General features: G+C 31.1%; 11 protein-coding genes, 7 tRNA genes and 2 rRNA genes. 18 read left to right on the top strand and 2 right to left on the bottom strand.

Annotated features, from left to right (window positions below):
• Positions 1 to 172 precede the first annotated feature (172 nt).
• The 17 genes from NGI68_RS14470 (at position 173) to NGI68_RS14390 (ending at position 13705) form a co-directional block, all read left to right on the top strand.
• A 23S ribosomal RNA gene (locus NGI68_RS14470) occupies positions 173 to 3073 on the top strand.
• Between the two features lie 52 nt (positions 3074 to 3125).
• Positions 3126 to 3242, top strand: a 5S ribosomal RNA gene (gene rrf / locus NGI68_RS14465).
• Positions 3243 to 3250: 8 nt separating this feature from the next.
• A tRNA-Ile gene (locus tag NGI68_RS14460) sits at positions 3251 to 3327 on the top strand.
• Positions 3328 to 3330: 3 nt separating this feature from the next.
• Positions 3331 to 3406: transfer RNA gene (locus NGI68_RS14455), tRNA-Ala, on the top strand.
• A 180-nt stretch (positions 3407 to 3586) separates the two neighbouring features.
• Entirely contained in the window at positions 3587 to 4024 is a 438-nt protein-coding gene (locus NGI68_RS14450; protein WP_251862157.1) for an HD domain-containing protein, read from the top strand.
• A 15-nt stretch (positions 4025 to 4039) separates the two neighbouring features.
• Positions 4040 to 4561, top strand: a complete 522-nt coding sequence (locus NGI68_RS14445) for a transcription repressor NadR (protein WP_251862156.1) — start codon at positions 4040 to 4042, stop codon at positions 4559 to 4561.
• Position 4562: 1 nt separating this feature from the next.
• A complete protein-coding gene (locus NGI68_RS14440; RefSeq protein WP_251862155.1) occupies positions 4563 to 5726 on the top strand; it encodes a DUF362 domain-containing protein in 1164 nt (387 codons plus the stop codon).
• A 4-nt stretch (positions 5727 to 5730) separates the two neighbouring features.
• Positions 5731 to 8415, top strand: a complete 2685-nt coding sequence (locus NGI68_RS14435; protein ID WP_251862154.1) for a UPF0182 family protein — start codon at positions 5731 to 5733, stop codon at positions 8413 to 8415.
• Between the two features lie 110 nt (positions 8416 to 8525).
• Entirely contained in the window at positions 8526 to 9362 is an 837-nt protein-coding gene (locus NGI68_RS14430; RefSeq protein WP_251862153.1) for a L,D-transpeptidase, read from the top strand.
• A gap of 23 nt (positions 9363 to 9385) precedes the next feature.
• Positions 9386 to 10783, top strand: a complete 1398-nt coding sequence (locus NGI68_RS14425) for an NAD(P)/FAD-dependent oxidoreductase (RefSeq protein WP_251862152.1) — start codon at positions 9386 to 9388, stop codon at positions 10781 to 10783.
• Positions 10784 to 10800: 17 nt separating this feature from the next.
• Positions 10801 to 11154: a DUF1667 domain-containing protein gene (locus NGI68_RS14420; RefSeq protein ID WP_251862151.1), complete on the top strand. Its 354-nt coding sequence runs from the start codon at positions 10801 to 10803 to the stop codon at positions 11152 to 11154.
• Between the two features lie 344 nt (positions 11155 to 11498).
• The gene (gene serS, locus NGI68_RS14415) at positions 11499 to 12779 is read left to right on the top strand and encodes a serine--tRNA ligase (protein WP_251862150.1); all 1281 of its coding nucleotides are present in this window, start codon (positions 11499 to 11501) and stop codon (positions 12777 to 12779) included.
• Between the two features lie 201 nt (positions 12780 to 12980).
• A tRNA-Ser gene (locus NGI68_RS14410) sits at positions 12981 to 13071 on the top strand.
• A 21-nt stretch (positions 13072 to 13092) separates the two neighbouring features.
• Positions 13093 to 13183 (top strand) — tRNA-Ser (locus tag NGI68_RS14405).
• Positions 13184 to 13347: 164 nt separating this feature from the next.
• A tRNA-Ser gene (locus NGI68_RS14400) sits at positions 13348 to 13438 on the top strand.
• 20 nt (positions 13439 to 13458) lie between these two features.
• Positions 13459 to 13549 (top strand) — tRNA-Ser (locus NGI68_RS14395).
• 79 nt (positions 13550 to 13628) lie between these two features.
• Positions 13629 to 13705, top strand: a tRNA-Arg gene (locus tag NGI68_RS14390).
• A 104-nt stretch (positions 13706 to 13809) separates the two neighbouring features.
• Here NGI68_RS14390 and NGI68_RS14385 read toward each other — a convergent pair.
• Together NGI68_RS14385 and NGI68_RS14380 are read right to left on the bottom strand one after the other, a co-directional pair.
• Positions 13810 to 14973, bottom strand: a complete 1164-nt coding sequence (locus NGI68_RS14385; RefSeq protein ID WP_251862149.1) for a tyrosine-type recombinase/integrase — start codon at positions 14971 to 14973, stop codon at positions 13810 to 13812.
• A 143-nt stretch (positions 14974 to 15116) separates the two neighbouring features.
• Positions 15117 to 15572, bottom strand: a complete 456-nt coding sequence (locus NGI68_RS14380) for a helix-turn-helix domain-containing protein (protein WP_251862148.1) — start codon at positions 15570 to 15572, stop codon at positions 15117 to 15119.
• Positions 15573 to 15796: 224 nt separating this feature from the next.
• Here NGI68_RS14380 and NGI68_RS14375 point away from each other — a divergent pair, with 224 nt between their 5' ends.
• On the top strand, positions 15797 to 15985 hold the full coding sequence (locus tag NGI68_RS14375; RefSeq protein WP_251862147.1) for a helix-turn-helix domain-containing protein: 189 nt from the start codon (positions 15797 to 15799) through the stop codon (positions 15983 to 15985).
• The last annotated feature ends 6 nt before the right edge of the window (positions 15986 to 15991 follow it).

Raw genomic sequence — 15991 nt, 5'->3', positions numbered from 1 at the left:
TTTAATTTTGAGAGACCATTCTCTCAAAATTGAAACTTCTCAATAGAATTGAGAAGTAGCTGATCATCACAAAATCGTAGGTTTTGGATGTCTAGCTATGTTCTTTGAAAATTGCACAGTGAATAAAGTAAAGCTAAAGGTATAAAAATCCTTTGTAAGAATACAATTTTAAGGTCAAGCTACAAAGGGCGCATGGTGAATGCCTTGGCACTAGGAGCCGAAGAAGGACGCGATAAGCTGCGATAAGCCTTGGGTAGCCGCAAATAGGCTGAGATCCAAGGATTTCCGAATGAGGAAACTCACATGGGTAACCCCATGTATTATGCACTGAATACATAGGTGTATAAGGGTAAACCCGGGGAACTGAAACATCTAAGTACCCGGAGGAAGAGAAAGAAAAATCGATTTCCTAAGTAGCGGCGAGCGAACGGGAAAGAGCCCAAACCAGAAACTTGTTTCTGGGGTTGCGGATAGATCATAAAAGAAGAGGTATCTTAATCGAAAAGGGCTGGAACGCCCTACCACAGAAGGTAATAGTCCTGTAGATGAAAAGAGAAGACTTTAAGATCTAATCCAGAGTACCACGAGACACGTGAAACCTTGTGGGAAGCAGGGAGGACCACCTCCCAAGGCTAAATACTACCTAGTGACCGATAGTGAAGCAGTACCGTGAGGGAAAGGTGAAAAGAACCCCGGAAGGGGAGTGAAATAGAACCTGAAACCGTGTGCCTACAACCGATCGGAGCACGTTAAAGTGTGACGATGTGCTTTTTGTAGAACGAGCCAGCGAGTTACATTATGTAGCAAGGTTAAGTACTTAAGGTATGGAGCCGAAGGGAAACCGAGTCTGAAAAGGGCGAAAAGTTGCATGGTGTAGACCCGAAACCGGGTGACCTATCCATGGCCAGGTTGAAGCGAGAGTAAAATCTCGTGGAGGACCGAACCACGTTGGTGTTGAAAAACCATGGGATGAGCTGTGGATAGCGGAGAAATTCCAATCGAACTCGGAGATAGCTGGTTCTCCCCGAAATAGCTTTAGGGCTAGCGTCGTGTAATTAAGTAATGGAGGTAGAGCACTGAATGGGCTAGGGGCTATAGTAGTTACCGAACCCTATCAAACTCCGAATGCCATGTACTTGTATCACGGCAGTCAGACTGCGAATGATAAGATCCGTAGTCAAAAGGGAAACAGCCCAGACCATCAGCTAAGGTCCCAAAGTGTAAGTTAAGTGGAAAAGGATGTGGGATTTCTAAGACAACTAGGATGTTGGCTTAGAAGCAGCCACTCATTTAAAGAGTGCGTAATAGCTCACTAGTCAAGAGATCCTGCGCCGAAAATGTCCGGGGCTCAAACTTACCACCGAAGCTATGGATGTATACTACGTATATATGGTAGGGGAGCTTTCTGTATGGGTTGAAGTCGTACCGTAAGGAGCGGTGGACTGTACAGAAGTGAGAATGCTGGCATAAGTAGCGAGAAATAAGTGAGAATCTTATTGGCCGAAAACCTAAGGTTTCCTGAGGAAGGTTCGTCCGCTCAGGGTTAGTCGGGACCTAAGCCGAGGCCGAAAGGCGTAGGTGATGGACAATCGGTTGATATTCCGATACCGCCTATTTACGTTTGAGAAATGGGGTGACGCAGAAGGATAAGATGTGCGCACTATTGGATGTGCGTCTAAGCACTTAGGCATGCTTGATAGGCAAATCCGTCAAGCTAAGCTGAGGTGTAATGGGGAGCCATTATGGCGAAGTATCTGATTCCACACTGCCAAGAAAAGCCTCTATCGAGTGAATAGGTGCCCGTACCGCAAACCGACACAGGTAGGTGAGGAGAGAATCCTAAGGCCATCGGAAGAATTGCTGTTAAGGAACTCGGCAAATTGACCCCGTAACTTCGGGAGAAGGGGTGCCTACGAAAGTAGGCCGCAGAGAATAGGCCCAAGCAACTGTTTAGCAAAAACACAGGTCTCTGCTAAAGCGAAAGCTGATGTATAGGGGCTGACGCCTGCCCGGTGCTGGAAGGTTAAGGGGAACACTTAGCGTAAGCGAAGGTGTGAACTTAAGCCCCAGTAAACGGCGGCCGTAACTATAACGGTCCTAAGGTAGCGAAATTCCTTGTCGGGTAAGTTCCGACCCGCACGAATGGCGTAATGATTTGGGCACTGTCTCAACAGCAAATCCGGCGAAATTGTAGTGCAAGTGAAGATGCTTGCTACCCGCGATTGGACGGAAAGACCCCGTAGAGCTTTACTGTAGCTTAGCATTGAATCTCGGTATTGTCTGTACAGGATAGGTGGGAGACTTGGAAACTTGGGCGTCAGCCTGAGTGGAGTCAACCTTGGGATACCACCCTGACAGTACTGGGGTTCTAACCGGCGGCCATGAATCTGGTCACGGGACATTGTTAGGTGGGCAGTTTGACTGGGGCGGTCGCCTCCTAAAAAGTAACGGAGGCGCCCAAAAGTTCCCTCAGCGCGGTCGGAAATCGCGCGAAGAGTGCAAAGGCAGAAGGGAGCTTGACTGCGACACATACAGGTGGAGCAGGGACGAAAGTCGGGCTTAGTGATCCGGTGGTACCTCGTGGGAGGGCCATCGCTCAACGGATAAAAGCTACCTCGGGGATAACAGGCTGATCTCCCCCAAGAGTCCACATCGACGGGGAGGTTTGGCACCTCGATGTCGGCTCGTCGCATCCTGGGGCTGAAGTAGGTCCCAAGGGTTGGGCTGTTCGCCCATTAAAGCGGCACGCGAGCTGGGTTCAGAACGTCGTGAGACAGTTCGGTCCCTATCCGTCGCGGGCGTAGGAAATTTGAGAGGAGCTGTCCTTAGTACGAGAGGACCGGGATGGACCAACCTCTGGTGCACCAGTTGTCACGCCAGTGGCACAGCTGGGTAGCTATGTTGGGACTGGATAAACGCTGAAAGCATCTAAGCGTGAAGCCAACCTCAAGATTAGATTTCCCATAGCGTAAGCTAGTAAGACTCCTGGAAGAACACCAGGTTGATAGGTCAGAGATGTAAGCATGGCAACATGTTAAGTTGACTGATACTAATAAGTCGAGGGCTTGACCAAAAATAAAATTCACTGTGTAATTTTGAAAGAACATTCTTTCAAACAAATATAATCTGGTGATTATGGCTTGAAGGTAACACCCGTTTCCATGCCGAACACGAAGGTTAAGCTTCAAAGCGCCAATGGTACTGCAGGGGAAGCCCTGTGGAAGAGTAGGTCGTTGCCAGATATAAACATGGATCTTTAGCTCAGTTGGTTAGAGCAACCGGCTCATAACCGGTAGGTCCGGGGTTCGAGTCCCTGAAGGTCCACCATTTGGGGGTATAGCTCAGTTGGGAGAGCACCTGCCTTGCAAGCAGGGGGTCAGGAGTTCGAATCTCCTTATCTCCACCATTAAACATAAGATACTTATGATAATTCATAAGTATCTTATTTTTTTATATCCATTTAAAAAATAATAGATTTATTGTAAACTATTAATATAATATTATTTAGGTGAGGAGGTTTAATAAAATATTATATAGAATCAAACAGTTTCATTGGAATGCTACTGCTAAATTAGATTATAATGATATGATCTATTTAAGAATGCATTTAGATGATGATGAATTAGATATTTTTAATAAATTATCAGTAAGTGAACAAAAGCATTGTATAAAGGTAGCTTATGGTATAGAAGAATTATATGAAGAAGGTAAATACAATCTCAATAAAGATGAATTTATCAAAGTAGCTTTATTACACGATATAGGTAAATCTATTCATAAAGTAAATATTATAAAAAAAAGCATAATAGTGATAATGGATAAAATTACACATTCACAAATAAAAAATATTAAAAATCTTAAATCAATTAATATTTACTATAATCATCCTTACTTAGGATATTGTATTTTAAAAAAATGGAATAAATATACTGATGAAATGCTTTATCTTATTAAAAACCATCATAATGAGAATATCATAAATGAAGAATTAAGGTTGTTAATATATATTGATAATTTAAATTAATAAAGTGGTGATATTATGGATTCAATAGAAAGAAGAAAAAGTATTGAAAATATATTAATAAAAAATAATAAACCTGTTAAAGGTAATGAATTTGGCAAAAAACTAGGAGTTACAAGACAAGTCATAGTAAAAGATATAGCTATTTTGAGAGCTGGGGGAAAAAATATAATCGCTACCCCTGAAGGTTATATGATACCTAATGAAAATAAAGTATCAGTAAGAAAAATTATTGCCGTATGTCATAATACTAACAATATAAAAAATGAACTAGAGACCATAGTTAAATTTGGTGGAGTAGTAGAAGATGTAGTAGTAGAACATCCTGTATATGGAGAAATAAAAGCTATGTTAATGATAAAATCTATGTATGATATAGATAATTTTATAAAAAATATAAAAAACAATAAAGCAGAACCGTTATTAATACTTACAGGAGGAATTCATTTACATACTATATCTTCAGATAATGAACATATAATGAAAAAAATAATAGAAGAGCTAAATAGGAAGAATTATTTAGTTGATGAGGAAATATAATATGGATAAAGTAGCACTTTTAAAATGTGATGACTATGATTTGAAAAGAGTAGAAAGAACAATAAGAAATGGGTTTGATATTTTAGGTGGAGATTTATTTTTAAAAAAGCTTATACCTTATAATAGCAAAGTACTTTTAAAACCTAATATGCTTAGTATAGAAAATGAGGGTTCTCCAGTAGTAACTAACAGTGTGATTTTTGAAGCAGTAATAAGAATATTACAGGATTATTCTAATAAAATATCTTTTGGAGATTCTCCTGGATTTGGAGATTCTAAAAGAGCAGCTGAAAAATCTGGATTGCTTAATGTAGCAAAAAAATATGATGTTAAATTTAATAATTTTAAAGAATCTGTTAATGTAAGATGTGACAATTCCATTTTATGTAAATCTTGGACTGTAGCAAAAGATGCATATGAAACGGATGTGCTGATAACATTACCAAAATTAAAAACTCATGCTATGGCTTATTTTACAGGTGCAGTAAAGAATCAATTTGGATGTATACCAGGAACCTTAAAAGCTACTTGGCATACAAGAATGCCTAATGCAAATAATTTTTGCAAGATGTTACTAGACCTAAATACTTTATTAGGAACCGATTTCGCTATACTAGATGGAATTATAGCTATGGAAGGAAATGGTCCTAAGAGTGGGAACCCCTATAATTTAAATACAATTATAATGGGAGAAAGTATTACAGCTGTGGATTCTGTTGCTGTTAGAATAATAGGATATGATAATCCTTTAGAAATTCCTACATTAAAGGAAGCCTATGATAGTAATTGGGGAAGTGTTTTTCTAAAAGATATAGAAGTATTAGGGGAAAAAATAGATCATATGGCTGTAAATGATTTTAAATTGTGTAGAGAAGGTGGAGATTTTTATTTTATAAATCCCAAAGTTACAAATTTTTTAAAGGATATAATTGCACCAGATCCTACTTTAATAAAAGAAAAATGTATAGGATGTAGTAGATGTGCTGAAGTTTGTCCAGAAAAGCCAAATGTTATAGATATGGTGAAAAAAGGAGAGAAAAAAATACCTATTTGGAATATGAAAAAATGTATAAGATGTTTTTGTTGCCAGGAACTATGTCCTAAGGGGGCTATAGAAACCAAATATTCTCTTATTGGAAGACTCTTAAATAGAAATGGTAGGTGATAATATGAAAAATAAAAAAACATTATTTATACCACTATTCATAATTATATTACTTATAGTGTTTTTTAATAAAATAATAAATTTCATTATTAATATAAAATGGTTTCAAGAAGTAAATTATTTGTCAGTTTATTTTATTAAAATAAAATCTATATTAATGTTAATGATTCCTATATTTATAATATTTTTTATATCTATATGGGTATATTACAAAAGCCTTATATCAAATAAAGATAAAAACACCATAAATATAGAATTAAGTGAGAAAAAATATGCTAAAAAATTATTTTTTATTTTTAATTTTGTAGTATCAGTATTTTTATCTTACACATTTTCAAGTAGTTATTGGTATAGGATATTACAATTTAATAATTCTGTAGATTTTAATGTAAAGGATCCTATATTTTTTAAAGATGTTTCCTTTTACGTATTTAAACTACCTCTTTTTGAATCTTTATATAAAGTTATAATTTCTTTGCTAGTATTTTTAGTTATAACTACACTTATAACTTACTTTGTTTTAGAGGCTAAATATAAAATACAAAGTAAAAAAGATATAAATTTTACCAATATAAATCATGGTATAAAATCTTTTGCAGGAAAACAGTTGGCTGTTGTATCTGCACTTATAATTTTATTTATATCTTTTGGATATCTAATAAAAATATGGAACTTAGTTTATAGTCCTAATGGAGTATCTTTTGGTGCTAGTTATGCAGATGTTCATGCTACCTTGTTGTTTTATAAAATAATAGTAGTAGTTACGTTAACTTCAGCTATAATTACGTTATTAAGTATACTAAAGGGTAAATTTAAGCCAATAAGTATATGTATAGGAATAACTGTGTTTTTAATAATATCTCAAAATGTGGTTTCAATTTTAGTACAAAATTTTATAGTTAAATCTAATGAGAAAACCTTAGAACAACCTTATATAAAAAATAATATAGATTTAACCAAAAAAGCATTCGATTTAGATGATATTGAAGTAAGAGATTTTGATATTAAAAATGATTTACAAAAGCAAGATATAGTAGACAATAAAGCGAGTATAGATAACGTAAGAATAAATTCTTTTAAGCCTACATTAGAATTTTATAATCAAGTTCAAATAATAAGATACTATTATGCCTTTAATGATGTAGATATAGATAGATATAATATAAACGGAAAATATAATCAAGTATTCTTGGCGGCAAGAGAAATAGATACAGAGGCTTTAAATCCTAATACATGGCAAAATAGACATTTAATATATACTCATGGTTTTGGAGCAGTTATGAATAAAGTTAATTCAGTTACTAGTGAGGGACAACCTGATTTTGTTATAAAAGATATACCACCTTATAATCAGACAAATATAAAGATAACTAATCCAAGAATATATTTTGGAGAGAAGACCAATGATTATGCTATAGTAAATACTAATATAAGTGAATTTGATTATCCTAAGGAGGATTCTAACAAAACTAATAAATATAATGGTGATGCAGGGATTAAAATGTCGTTTATAAATAAAGTGTTATTTGCTATTAATAAAAAAGATGCTAATTTTCTTTTGTCAAAAGATATAAATAAGGATAGTAAAATAATAATAAATAGAAATATTGTGGATAGAGCTAAAAAGGTGGCTCCTTTCTTAAAATACGATAGTGATCCTTATATGGTAATATATAATGGTAAAATATATTGGATAATAGATGCTTATACAACTACAAATAGATACCCTTATGCAGAGCCTTACGATAATATAAATTATATAAGAAACTCAGCTAAGGTAGTAATAGATTCTGTAGATGGAAATATGAATTTTTATATAACAGATAAAAATGATCCTATAATTAAAAATTATTCTAAAATATTTAAAGCATTATTTAAAGATCAGAAATATGCACCTAAAGAAATAAGGGAACATTTTAGGTATCCTAAGGATTTATTTAATATCCAGAGTAAAGTATTAGGAAAGTATCATGTAAAAGATTCAGGTGTATTTTATAATGGGGAAGATTTATGGGAAGTATCTAGGGATCAAAAGCAAGTAGAAGGAGAAACCAATACAAATGATGCACCCTATATAATTATGAAATTCCCAAACCAAAATAAGGAAGAAATGGTTCTTTTAAATTATTTTAATGTAATGAAAAAGGATAATATGATAGCTTTATTTGGAGCAAGAATGGATGGAGATCAATATGGTAAAAAAATATTATATAAATTACCTTCAGATAAAACAATATATAGTCCATATTTATTCAAGCAAAAAATAAATCAAGACACTAGTATATCAAAAGAGCTATCATTGTGGAATAAAGAAGGATCTCAAGTACAATATGGTGATACAATAATATTGCCTATAAAAAATTCTCTTATTTATATAGAGCCATTATATTTAAGAGCTAGTGGTAAAAACAGTATACCAGAAATGAAAAGATTAATATTATCTTATAATGATAAATTAGTGTTAGCATCTAGTATTGAAGATGGAATAAAACAAATATTTAATGATAAAACTACTAATATAAATAACAAGAATGAAAAAGACAGTAAGAAAGATATAGTGGATGATTCTAAGCTAAAGAAAGCACAACAATATTATAATAACGCAATAGAAGCTCAAAAGAATGGAGATTGGTCTAAATATGGTGAAAATATAAACCAATTAGGTGATGTATTAAATAGTATAAAATAGATGACCAAAAATAAAAGGTATATTTACATACCTTTTATTTTTTTTGATTAAACTAAGAATTATATGTAAATAATAACGGTATATAGAAAATTAGTTTGGAGTGATTAAATTTGAAACTAAAAAAAAGAATATATATTGCCATATTTACTTTAATATTATTATTTATACCTTGTTTTATAAATACAACTAAATATATAAGTACAAATAATGAAAACAATAAATCAAACAATAGTCCAAAAGACATGAATAAAAATAAATTAACACATACAGAAAAAGAAGTAAATAAAAACAAAATGGATATAAATAAAAAGAACAAAGATGAAATATCAGTGTTCTCGTCTAATACTTGTTTCAAAAAAACTTATTATATAAATAAAAATAAAGTACCAGTATATAAGGAGTTTGATTCTAAAAGTCAAGTATTATATTATTTAAATGTAGATGATATAGTGGTTAGTTATAAAGAAAAAAATGGTTATATATTTTGTGAAGAAGGAAATATAGGAAGAAAAGGATGGATTAAAAAAAACAAAGATAATCTTAAAGGAATTTTACATAAAAATACTGAATATAAAATAGATGTGGATTTAATAGATCAAAAGATAAATGTATTTAAAAATGATAAAATAATAAAAAGTATTAAATGTTCAACAGGAGTTATGGGAAAGCAAGATACAGAAACTCCATTAGGTGTATTTTATATTACAGATAAGGGCAAATATTTTTATAGCAATAAATATAAACAAGGTGGTAGATATTATATTAAATTTTTTGCAAATTATTTAATTCATTCTATACCTGTAGACAAAAATGGTAATATAATAGAAGAGGAAAAAGATAAATTAGGATTTCCTACATCTCATGGATGTATAAGAGTATCTATGGAGGATTCCAAGTGGTTATATAAAAACATACCTAATAGATCTCTAATAATTATACATTATTAAAATAGAGAGAAAGGCTGATAAAAATGGATTATGATGTAATGATATTAGGTGGAGGAATAATTGGATGTGCATTGGCCTATGAATTATCAAAATATAGTTTAAATATAGCATTAATAGAAAAAGACTATGATATAGCAGATGATGTAGCATTTATAAATTCATCTGTAGTTTATGATGGCGTAGAATGTGAAAATGATCTAGCAGCAAAATTAGAGATGAATGGTAATAAACTTATGGAACAAATATCAAAAAAATTTAAAATTCCCTTTAAAAGAACGGGATCATTAATAATAGCTAAAAATGATGATGAAGTAGCTAAAATAGAAAATATGCATAAAAAAGCCTTAGAAAGAGGCATAAAAAATATAGAAATACTAAATAAGGATGAAGTGGAAAAAATAGAACCAAATTTAAATATGAATTTGAAAAAAGCGTTATATTCTAAAAATACAGCATCTATAGCACCTTTTGATTTAGCTATATCCTATGGTGAAATAGCTTTTGATAATGGAGTAAATTTTAAATTAGAAGAACAAGTATTAGAAATACAAAAATTATCTAAAGGATATAGAATAATAACAAATAAAAATAAGTTTAATTGCAATATAGTTATAAATACAACCCCTGATGAGAACTTTGGAATATATTCAGATACTAAAAGAAACTATAAAATGAGTAATTTTAATTATTTATTGATAGAAAAAAATTCTATAAAAGAATTTAATAATATAGTGATGAAGTTAAGTGACAATGAAAATATAAAAAAAATATTGGCTGTGCCAACGGTTCAAGGCAATATGGTTTTAGCTGTGGATACTTATAAAAAGATAAATTACAAGGACACATTAGATATTTCTTATACCATTTTAGATGAAATTAATGAAATGGATATAAATACATTTTATCAATTTCCATATTATGATGATAGTATAGTAATAGATGATGGGTTAATAGATAATGGATATATAAAAGTTATAATTAATCATTATGGACAAGTAACTATGACACCTTATATAGCAAAAATTATTACAGAAACTATAGTTAATAATATTAAATGCGTTCTCAAGAAGGAATTTATAGATAAAAGAAGAGATTATTATAAATTTAATGAATTATCTTTAGAAGAAAGAAATAAAATTATAAACATGGATAAAAGATATGGTAAGATAATATGTGCTTGTAATAAGGTAACAGAGGGAGAAATTATAGATGCAATACGAAGACCATTAGGTGCACGTACATTAGAAGGAATAAAAAGGAGAACAGGAGCAGCATTTGGTAGTTGTCAAGGAACCTATTGTCTAAATAAGCTTGCATCAATATTGGCCAGAGAAACTAATAAGTTTATGACAGATATAGTGAAGGATTCAAAGAATTCGAAGATTACGCCCTGTAGAATTAAAGAATTCGATACAATTTAATTTTAGGAGGAAAAAAAGTGATTAGAGAATTTATTTGTAATGGATGCAATAAAAAATGTATAGTGTGTATTCAGGATAGTGATTATAGTACTATAAAAGGGAACAAATGCAACTTAGGAATAGATTATGCTAAAAATTATATAAATAATACTAAAGATGTTCTTACTACATTAGTTAGAATAAAAGGATCTAGATATAATGTTCTACCAGTAAGAAGTAGTGAACCTATGGAAAAATCTTTGTGGATAGAATGTTCAAAGGCTTTAAGTAGATTATACGTAGGTTGTCCTATAGAAATTGGAGATGTGATTTGTAAGAATATTTTAAATACTGGAGTAGATATAATAGCTACTAAGAATATTACCGAATAAGTGTTTATTTAAAATTCACATGAAGTTATAGTATTTGTATAATTATATAAAATATATATAAAATAAATATTAAAACCTTTCCATAACAGTAGTAATTGTATAAAGCTTTAAGAGCGTTAACATGTGGTGTAAGTTAATAGCGTTGTATTGTGAATTTATATCTGAGGGGCTGATATAAATAATAGTAGCCATAGGGTTATAATTAATATTGGATTATTTATTATGAATTAGTAGTATGACAACGGGGAGCTTTTCGTCCCTTTTTAGGGATTGAAGGGCTTTTTTTATAATCAAAATTATAAAGGGAGGGAAGATTTATTGGATCAGCCAATAAATAAAATATTATGTTAGATTTAAAGAGAATAAGAAATAATTCAAACAAAATAAAAGAAGAATTAAGTAATAGGGGAGAAAAGTTTGACATAAATATAATTGATGAGGTATTAAAACTTGATGAAGAAAGAAGAAATATTTTAGCGAATGTTGAAATTTTAAAAAATAACAAAAATCGAGCTTCCTTTCAAGTTCGTAAATTTAAAAAAGAAGGAAAGGACTTTTCCAGTATATTGATTGAAATTAAGAAGTTATCTGAAAAAATAAAAAAATTCCATGATAATTTATCTGAAATAAATGAAAAAATACAATATATAATGTTTAGAATACCTAATATTCCAAATTATCAGGTTCCAGATGGACAAACAGATAAAGATAATGTGGAAATAAGAAAGTGGTTAGAGCCAACAAAATTTAATTTTGAACCTAAGACTCATTGGGATATAGGTACAGACTTAAAAATTCTTGATTTTGAAAGAGCTGGAAAAGTAACAGGATCAAGATTTACTTTTTATAAAGGATTGGGAGCTAGGCTAGAAAGATCATTAATATCTTATTTTTTAGATACACATACAGAAAAACATGGATACATAGAAATATTACCACCTTATATAGTTAACAGAATAAGTATGATAGGAACAGGACAATTACCTAAATTTGAAGAAGATGCTTTTAAAATTTCACAAGATGATTATTTTTTAATACCAACAGCTGAGGTTCCAGTAACTAATTTATATCGAGATGAGATTTTAAAAGGTGATGAATTACCATTAAAATATGTAGCTTATAGTGCTTGTTTTAGATCAGAAGTGGGATCAGCAGGTAGAGACACAAGAGGTCTTATTAGACAACATCAATTTAATAAGGTAGAGTTAGTTAAATTTACAAAAGAAGAACAATCTTATGAAGAACTAGGAAAGCTAATTAATGATGTAGAGGAAGTATTAAAAGAATTAGGTATACCATATAGAGTTGTACGAATATGCAAGGGAGATTTAGGATTTACAGCTTCATTAAAATATGATTTAGAAGTTTGGATGCCAAGTTATAATAGATATGTGGAAATATCAAGTTGTAGTAACTTTGAGGATTTCCAAGCAAGACGTACTAATATAAGATATAAAGAGCATGGGAAATCCAAACCAAAGTATGTTCATACACTAAATGGATCAGGTGTTGCCATAGGTAGGGCTGTTGCAGCTATACTTGAAAATTATCAAAATGAAGATGGATCAGTTACAATACCAGAAGCTTTAAGAAGGTATATGGGTGAAAAAGAAATAATAAAATAACCTAAGTATTAGTTCTTATAAAAAATATAAATACATATTTATATTTTTTATAAGAACACCATTAATTGTTATTTAAAATAGTGTATTTGTATATATAGATAAATAAAAATATTAGATATTTATATATAATTAAGATAAAAGTAATATTGACAAAGTTTACTTAAAATGTTATAATAATTTTCGTTACAAAGTTAAATATGTGGAGAGATGGTCGAGTTGGTTTAAGGCACCGGTCTTGAAAACCGGCGTACGGGTGACCGTACCTAGGGTTCGAATCCCTATCTCTCCGCCATTTTTTATGTAAGTAAGCTATGGAGAAGTACTCAAGTGGCTGAAGAGGCGCCCCTGCTAAGGGCGTAGATCGGGTAACCGGTGCGAGGGTTCAAATCCCTCTTTCTCCGCCAAAGCATTTAACTCTGAAGTTAAATGCTTTTCATTTTTTATACAATTTTGTTAAGATATACAATATATTGTGTATTTTTATATAAAAATTTAAAAAATATGTTGACATATATTATGTTAGTTGTTATAATTTATTATGTGATCAAGTGAAAATTGAAAAAAACGTGGAGAGATGGTCGAGTTGGTTTAAGGCACCGGTCTTGAAAACCGGCGTACGGGTGACCGTACCTAGGGTTCGAATCCCTATCTCTCCGCCATTTTTATACAAGTAAGCTATGGAGAAATACTCAAGTGGCTGAAGAGGCGCCCCTGCTAAGGGCGTAGATCGGGTAACCGGTGCGAGGGTTCAAATCCCTCTTTCTCCGCCAAAGCATTTAACTCTGAAGTTAAATGCTTTTTATTATTGATTTATAATAAGTTTTATGTTAAAATAAGTATGTTAAATTTGCATCGGTAGCTCAGTTGGATAGAGTAGCTGGCTACGAACCAGTTGGTCGCGGGTTCGAATCCTGCCCGGTGCACCATAAACCGTTGAAACTACTAAGTTTTAGCGGTTTTTTATTTTATTATAAATAGAGTTTTACCCCCTTTTTTACCCTTTATAGGTTTTTTATATAAAAAAAGAGGGCTATTTTACCCCCATAGATATATATAAATCATTCAATTTTGATACTGCTTTTTTCTTCATGCTTTCTAATACGTGAGTATAGGTATCAAGTGTAATGGAAATATTACTATGCCCTAACAAGTCCTGCACCGTTTTCGGGTTTTCTCCTAATTCAAATAATCTAGTGGCATAAGTATGCCTTAAATCATGGAATTTTCTATCTTTTAGATCATTATTTTTAAGTATTTTCTTGAATTTCTTTAGTACATTGCCACTATCTAAATACTTGCCAAACTTATTACAAAAAACAAGTGTGTTATTTTCATATAAATTAGCCATCTTTAATCTTTGAGCCTTTTGTACTAGTTTATGTTGTTTTAATTTGTTTACTAAAGGTACTGGTATAGGAACAAGTCTAATACTTTTATTAGTTTTAGGAGTTTGTATAATACTTTCATACTTGCCAGTAGATATATTCTTTACGCTTTTATATGATTTATTAACATTTATGCAGGAAGTTTTAAAGTCTATATCATTCCATGTAAGAGCGAATAATTCTCCTTGTCTTAAGCCAGTATTAAGAGCAGTAATAAATAACATTTCTAATTCATGACCTTTTATGACTTCAATAAACTGCATTTGTTCTTCCAAAGTAAATGGCTCTACTTTTTTAACTTTTTTTAGCCTTTTTTCTTCCTTTTCTTTAGGTATTACTATAGCTCTAGAAAAATCCTTTATAACCATATTATTATCATATGCATATCTAATGCTAGGAGATATGATTTTGTGAAGATTTTTTATAGTTGCTATACTTTTTCCTTTACTTATTAAACTGTTATAATACTTCTGTATATCTGATGCACTTAAGTCTTTCAATCTTATTTCAAATATAGGACTATTATCAATATAATTTCTAAAAATACCGTCATACCTTTCGTTAGTAGAAGGTTTTTTATTTACCATATGGGTGTTATATAACCAGTCCTTTAAAAATGCTCCATAATATTTTTTATTATCAGTAATATTATTGTCCAGTTCTTTAGTTATATTTTTAATTTTTGCATCAAGTTCTTTTACAGTAGATCCATAAATATCTTTAGGTTTTCTAATGTTTTTATGTCTTAGCCTATAGAAATAATATTCTTTACCATTTATGACTTTCTTTTTATAAGTTGTTTTAGCCATAAAAAAGACCTCCTCTAATAGGTGTAGTTTTTTAAAAATTAGTGTACTTAGAGTACTGAATCCATATAACCATTGATATTACTGGATTAAGACACTAACAGTACACTAAAAAAGCATGGTACTTTGGTGTACTTAGCGTACTGTTAATCTATTTTAGTGCCCAATTTAATTTTTTCTCTTTCAAGGTCTGCGTTTATTATGTCTTTAACATCTTGAATTATGGTACCCCAATCTTCAATAAATTTCATACCTTTTTCATTAGCAAGACGCCCTATATAAGCACTAATTAATTTTATTGTTTCAATATCTTCAGTACCAAACTTCGATTCATCAAGAACCTTCTTTGAGAATACATGAGCAATTTTATTTTCATCACTAACATATGTGTCACTAGTACCAAGCTTTTCAATACCTAATAAAGAAGAAACTGGTACTTTAAGTTTTTCAGCAATTTTTTTTATAATTTCTATTGTAGGAGTGCTTATATTTTTTTCATATCTTCTTATACTGATTTCCGATAAATTTATTTCTTTAGCCAATTGTTTTTGAGTTAATCTCTTTTCTTTTCTATATTTTTTTATGTTTTCTCCAACACTCATTTTGCTTCCCTCCTAGTGTTAAACAGTATTTTTATATCTATAGTATATCCTAAACAAATCAAAAAAGCACTATTTTTAAAAAAAATACTTGCAAAACAATCTTAAATGATTTATTATATACATATACCGAACTTAAAAGTTCGCAAAACATACCAATATCGTTCATCAAGAACAATATTAAATTAAAGCATATCTAAAAAAAATAAATATATGGAGGTAATAAAATGGAAGATAACAATTCTATATTAATAAGCCCTACACAGGGTATGAGGGTTTTAGGAGTAGGAAAAAATATGATGTATCAAGATTTACTGAAAAGGAAAGATTTTCCCTGTATGAAAGTTGGTTCAAAATATTTTTTAAATCGTGAATTACTCCAAGAATGGGCAAATAAAAACTGTACTAAAAAGTAGGTGATA

This window comes from Clostridium sp. Marseille-Q2269, from assembly GCF_943736985.1.
Lineage (GTDB): Bacteria > Bacillota > Clostridia > Clostridiales > Clostridiaceae > Clostridium_F.
Note: the sequence above shows the minus strand (reverse complement) of the source record. Positions and strands in the feature narration are given on the sequence as shown.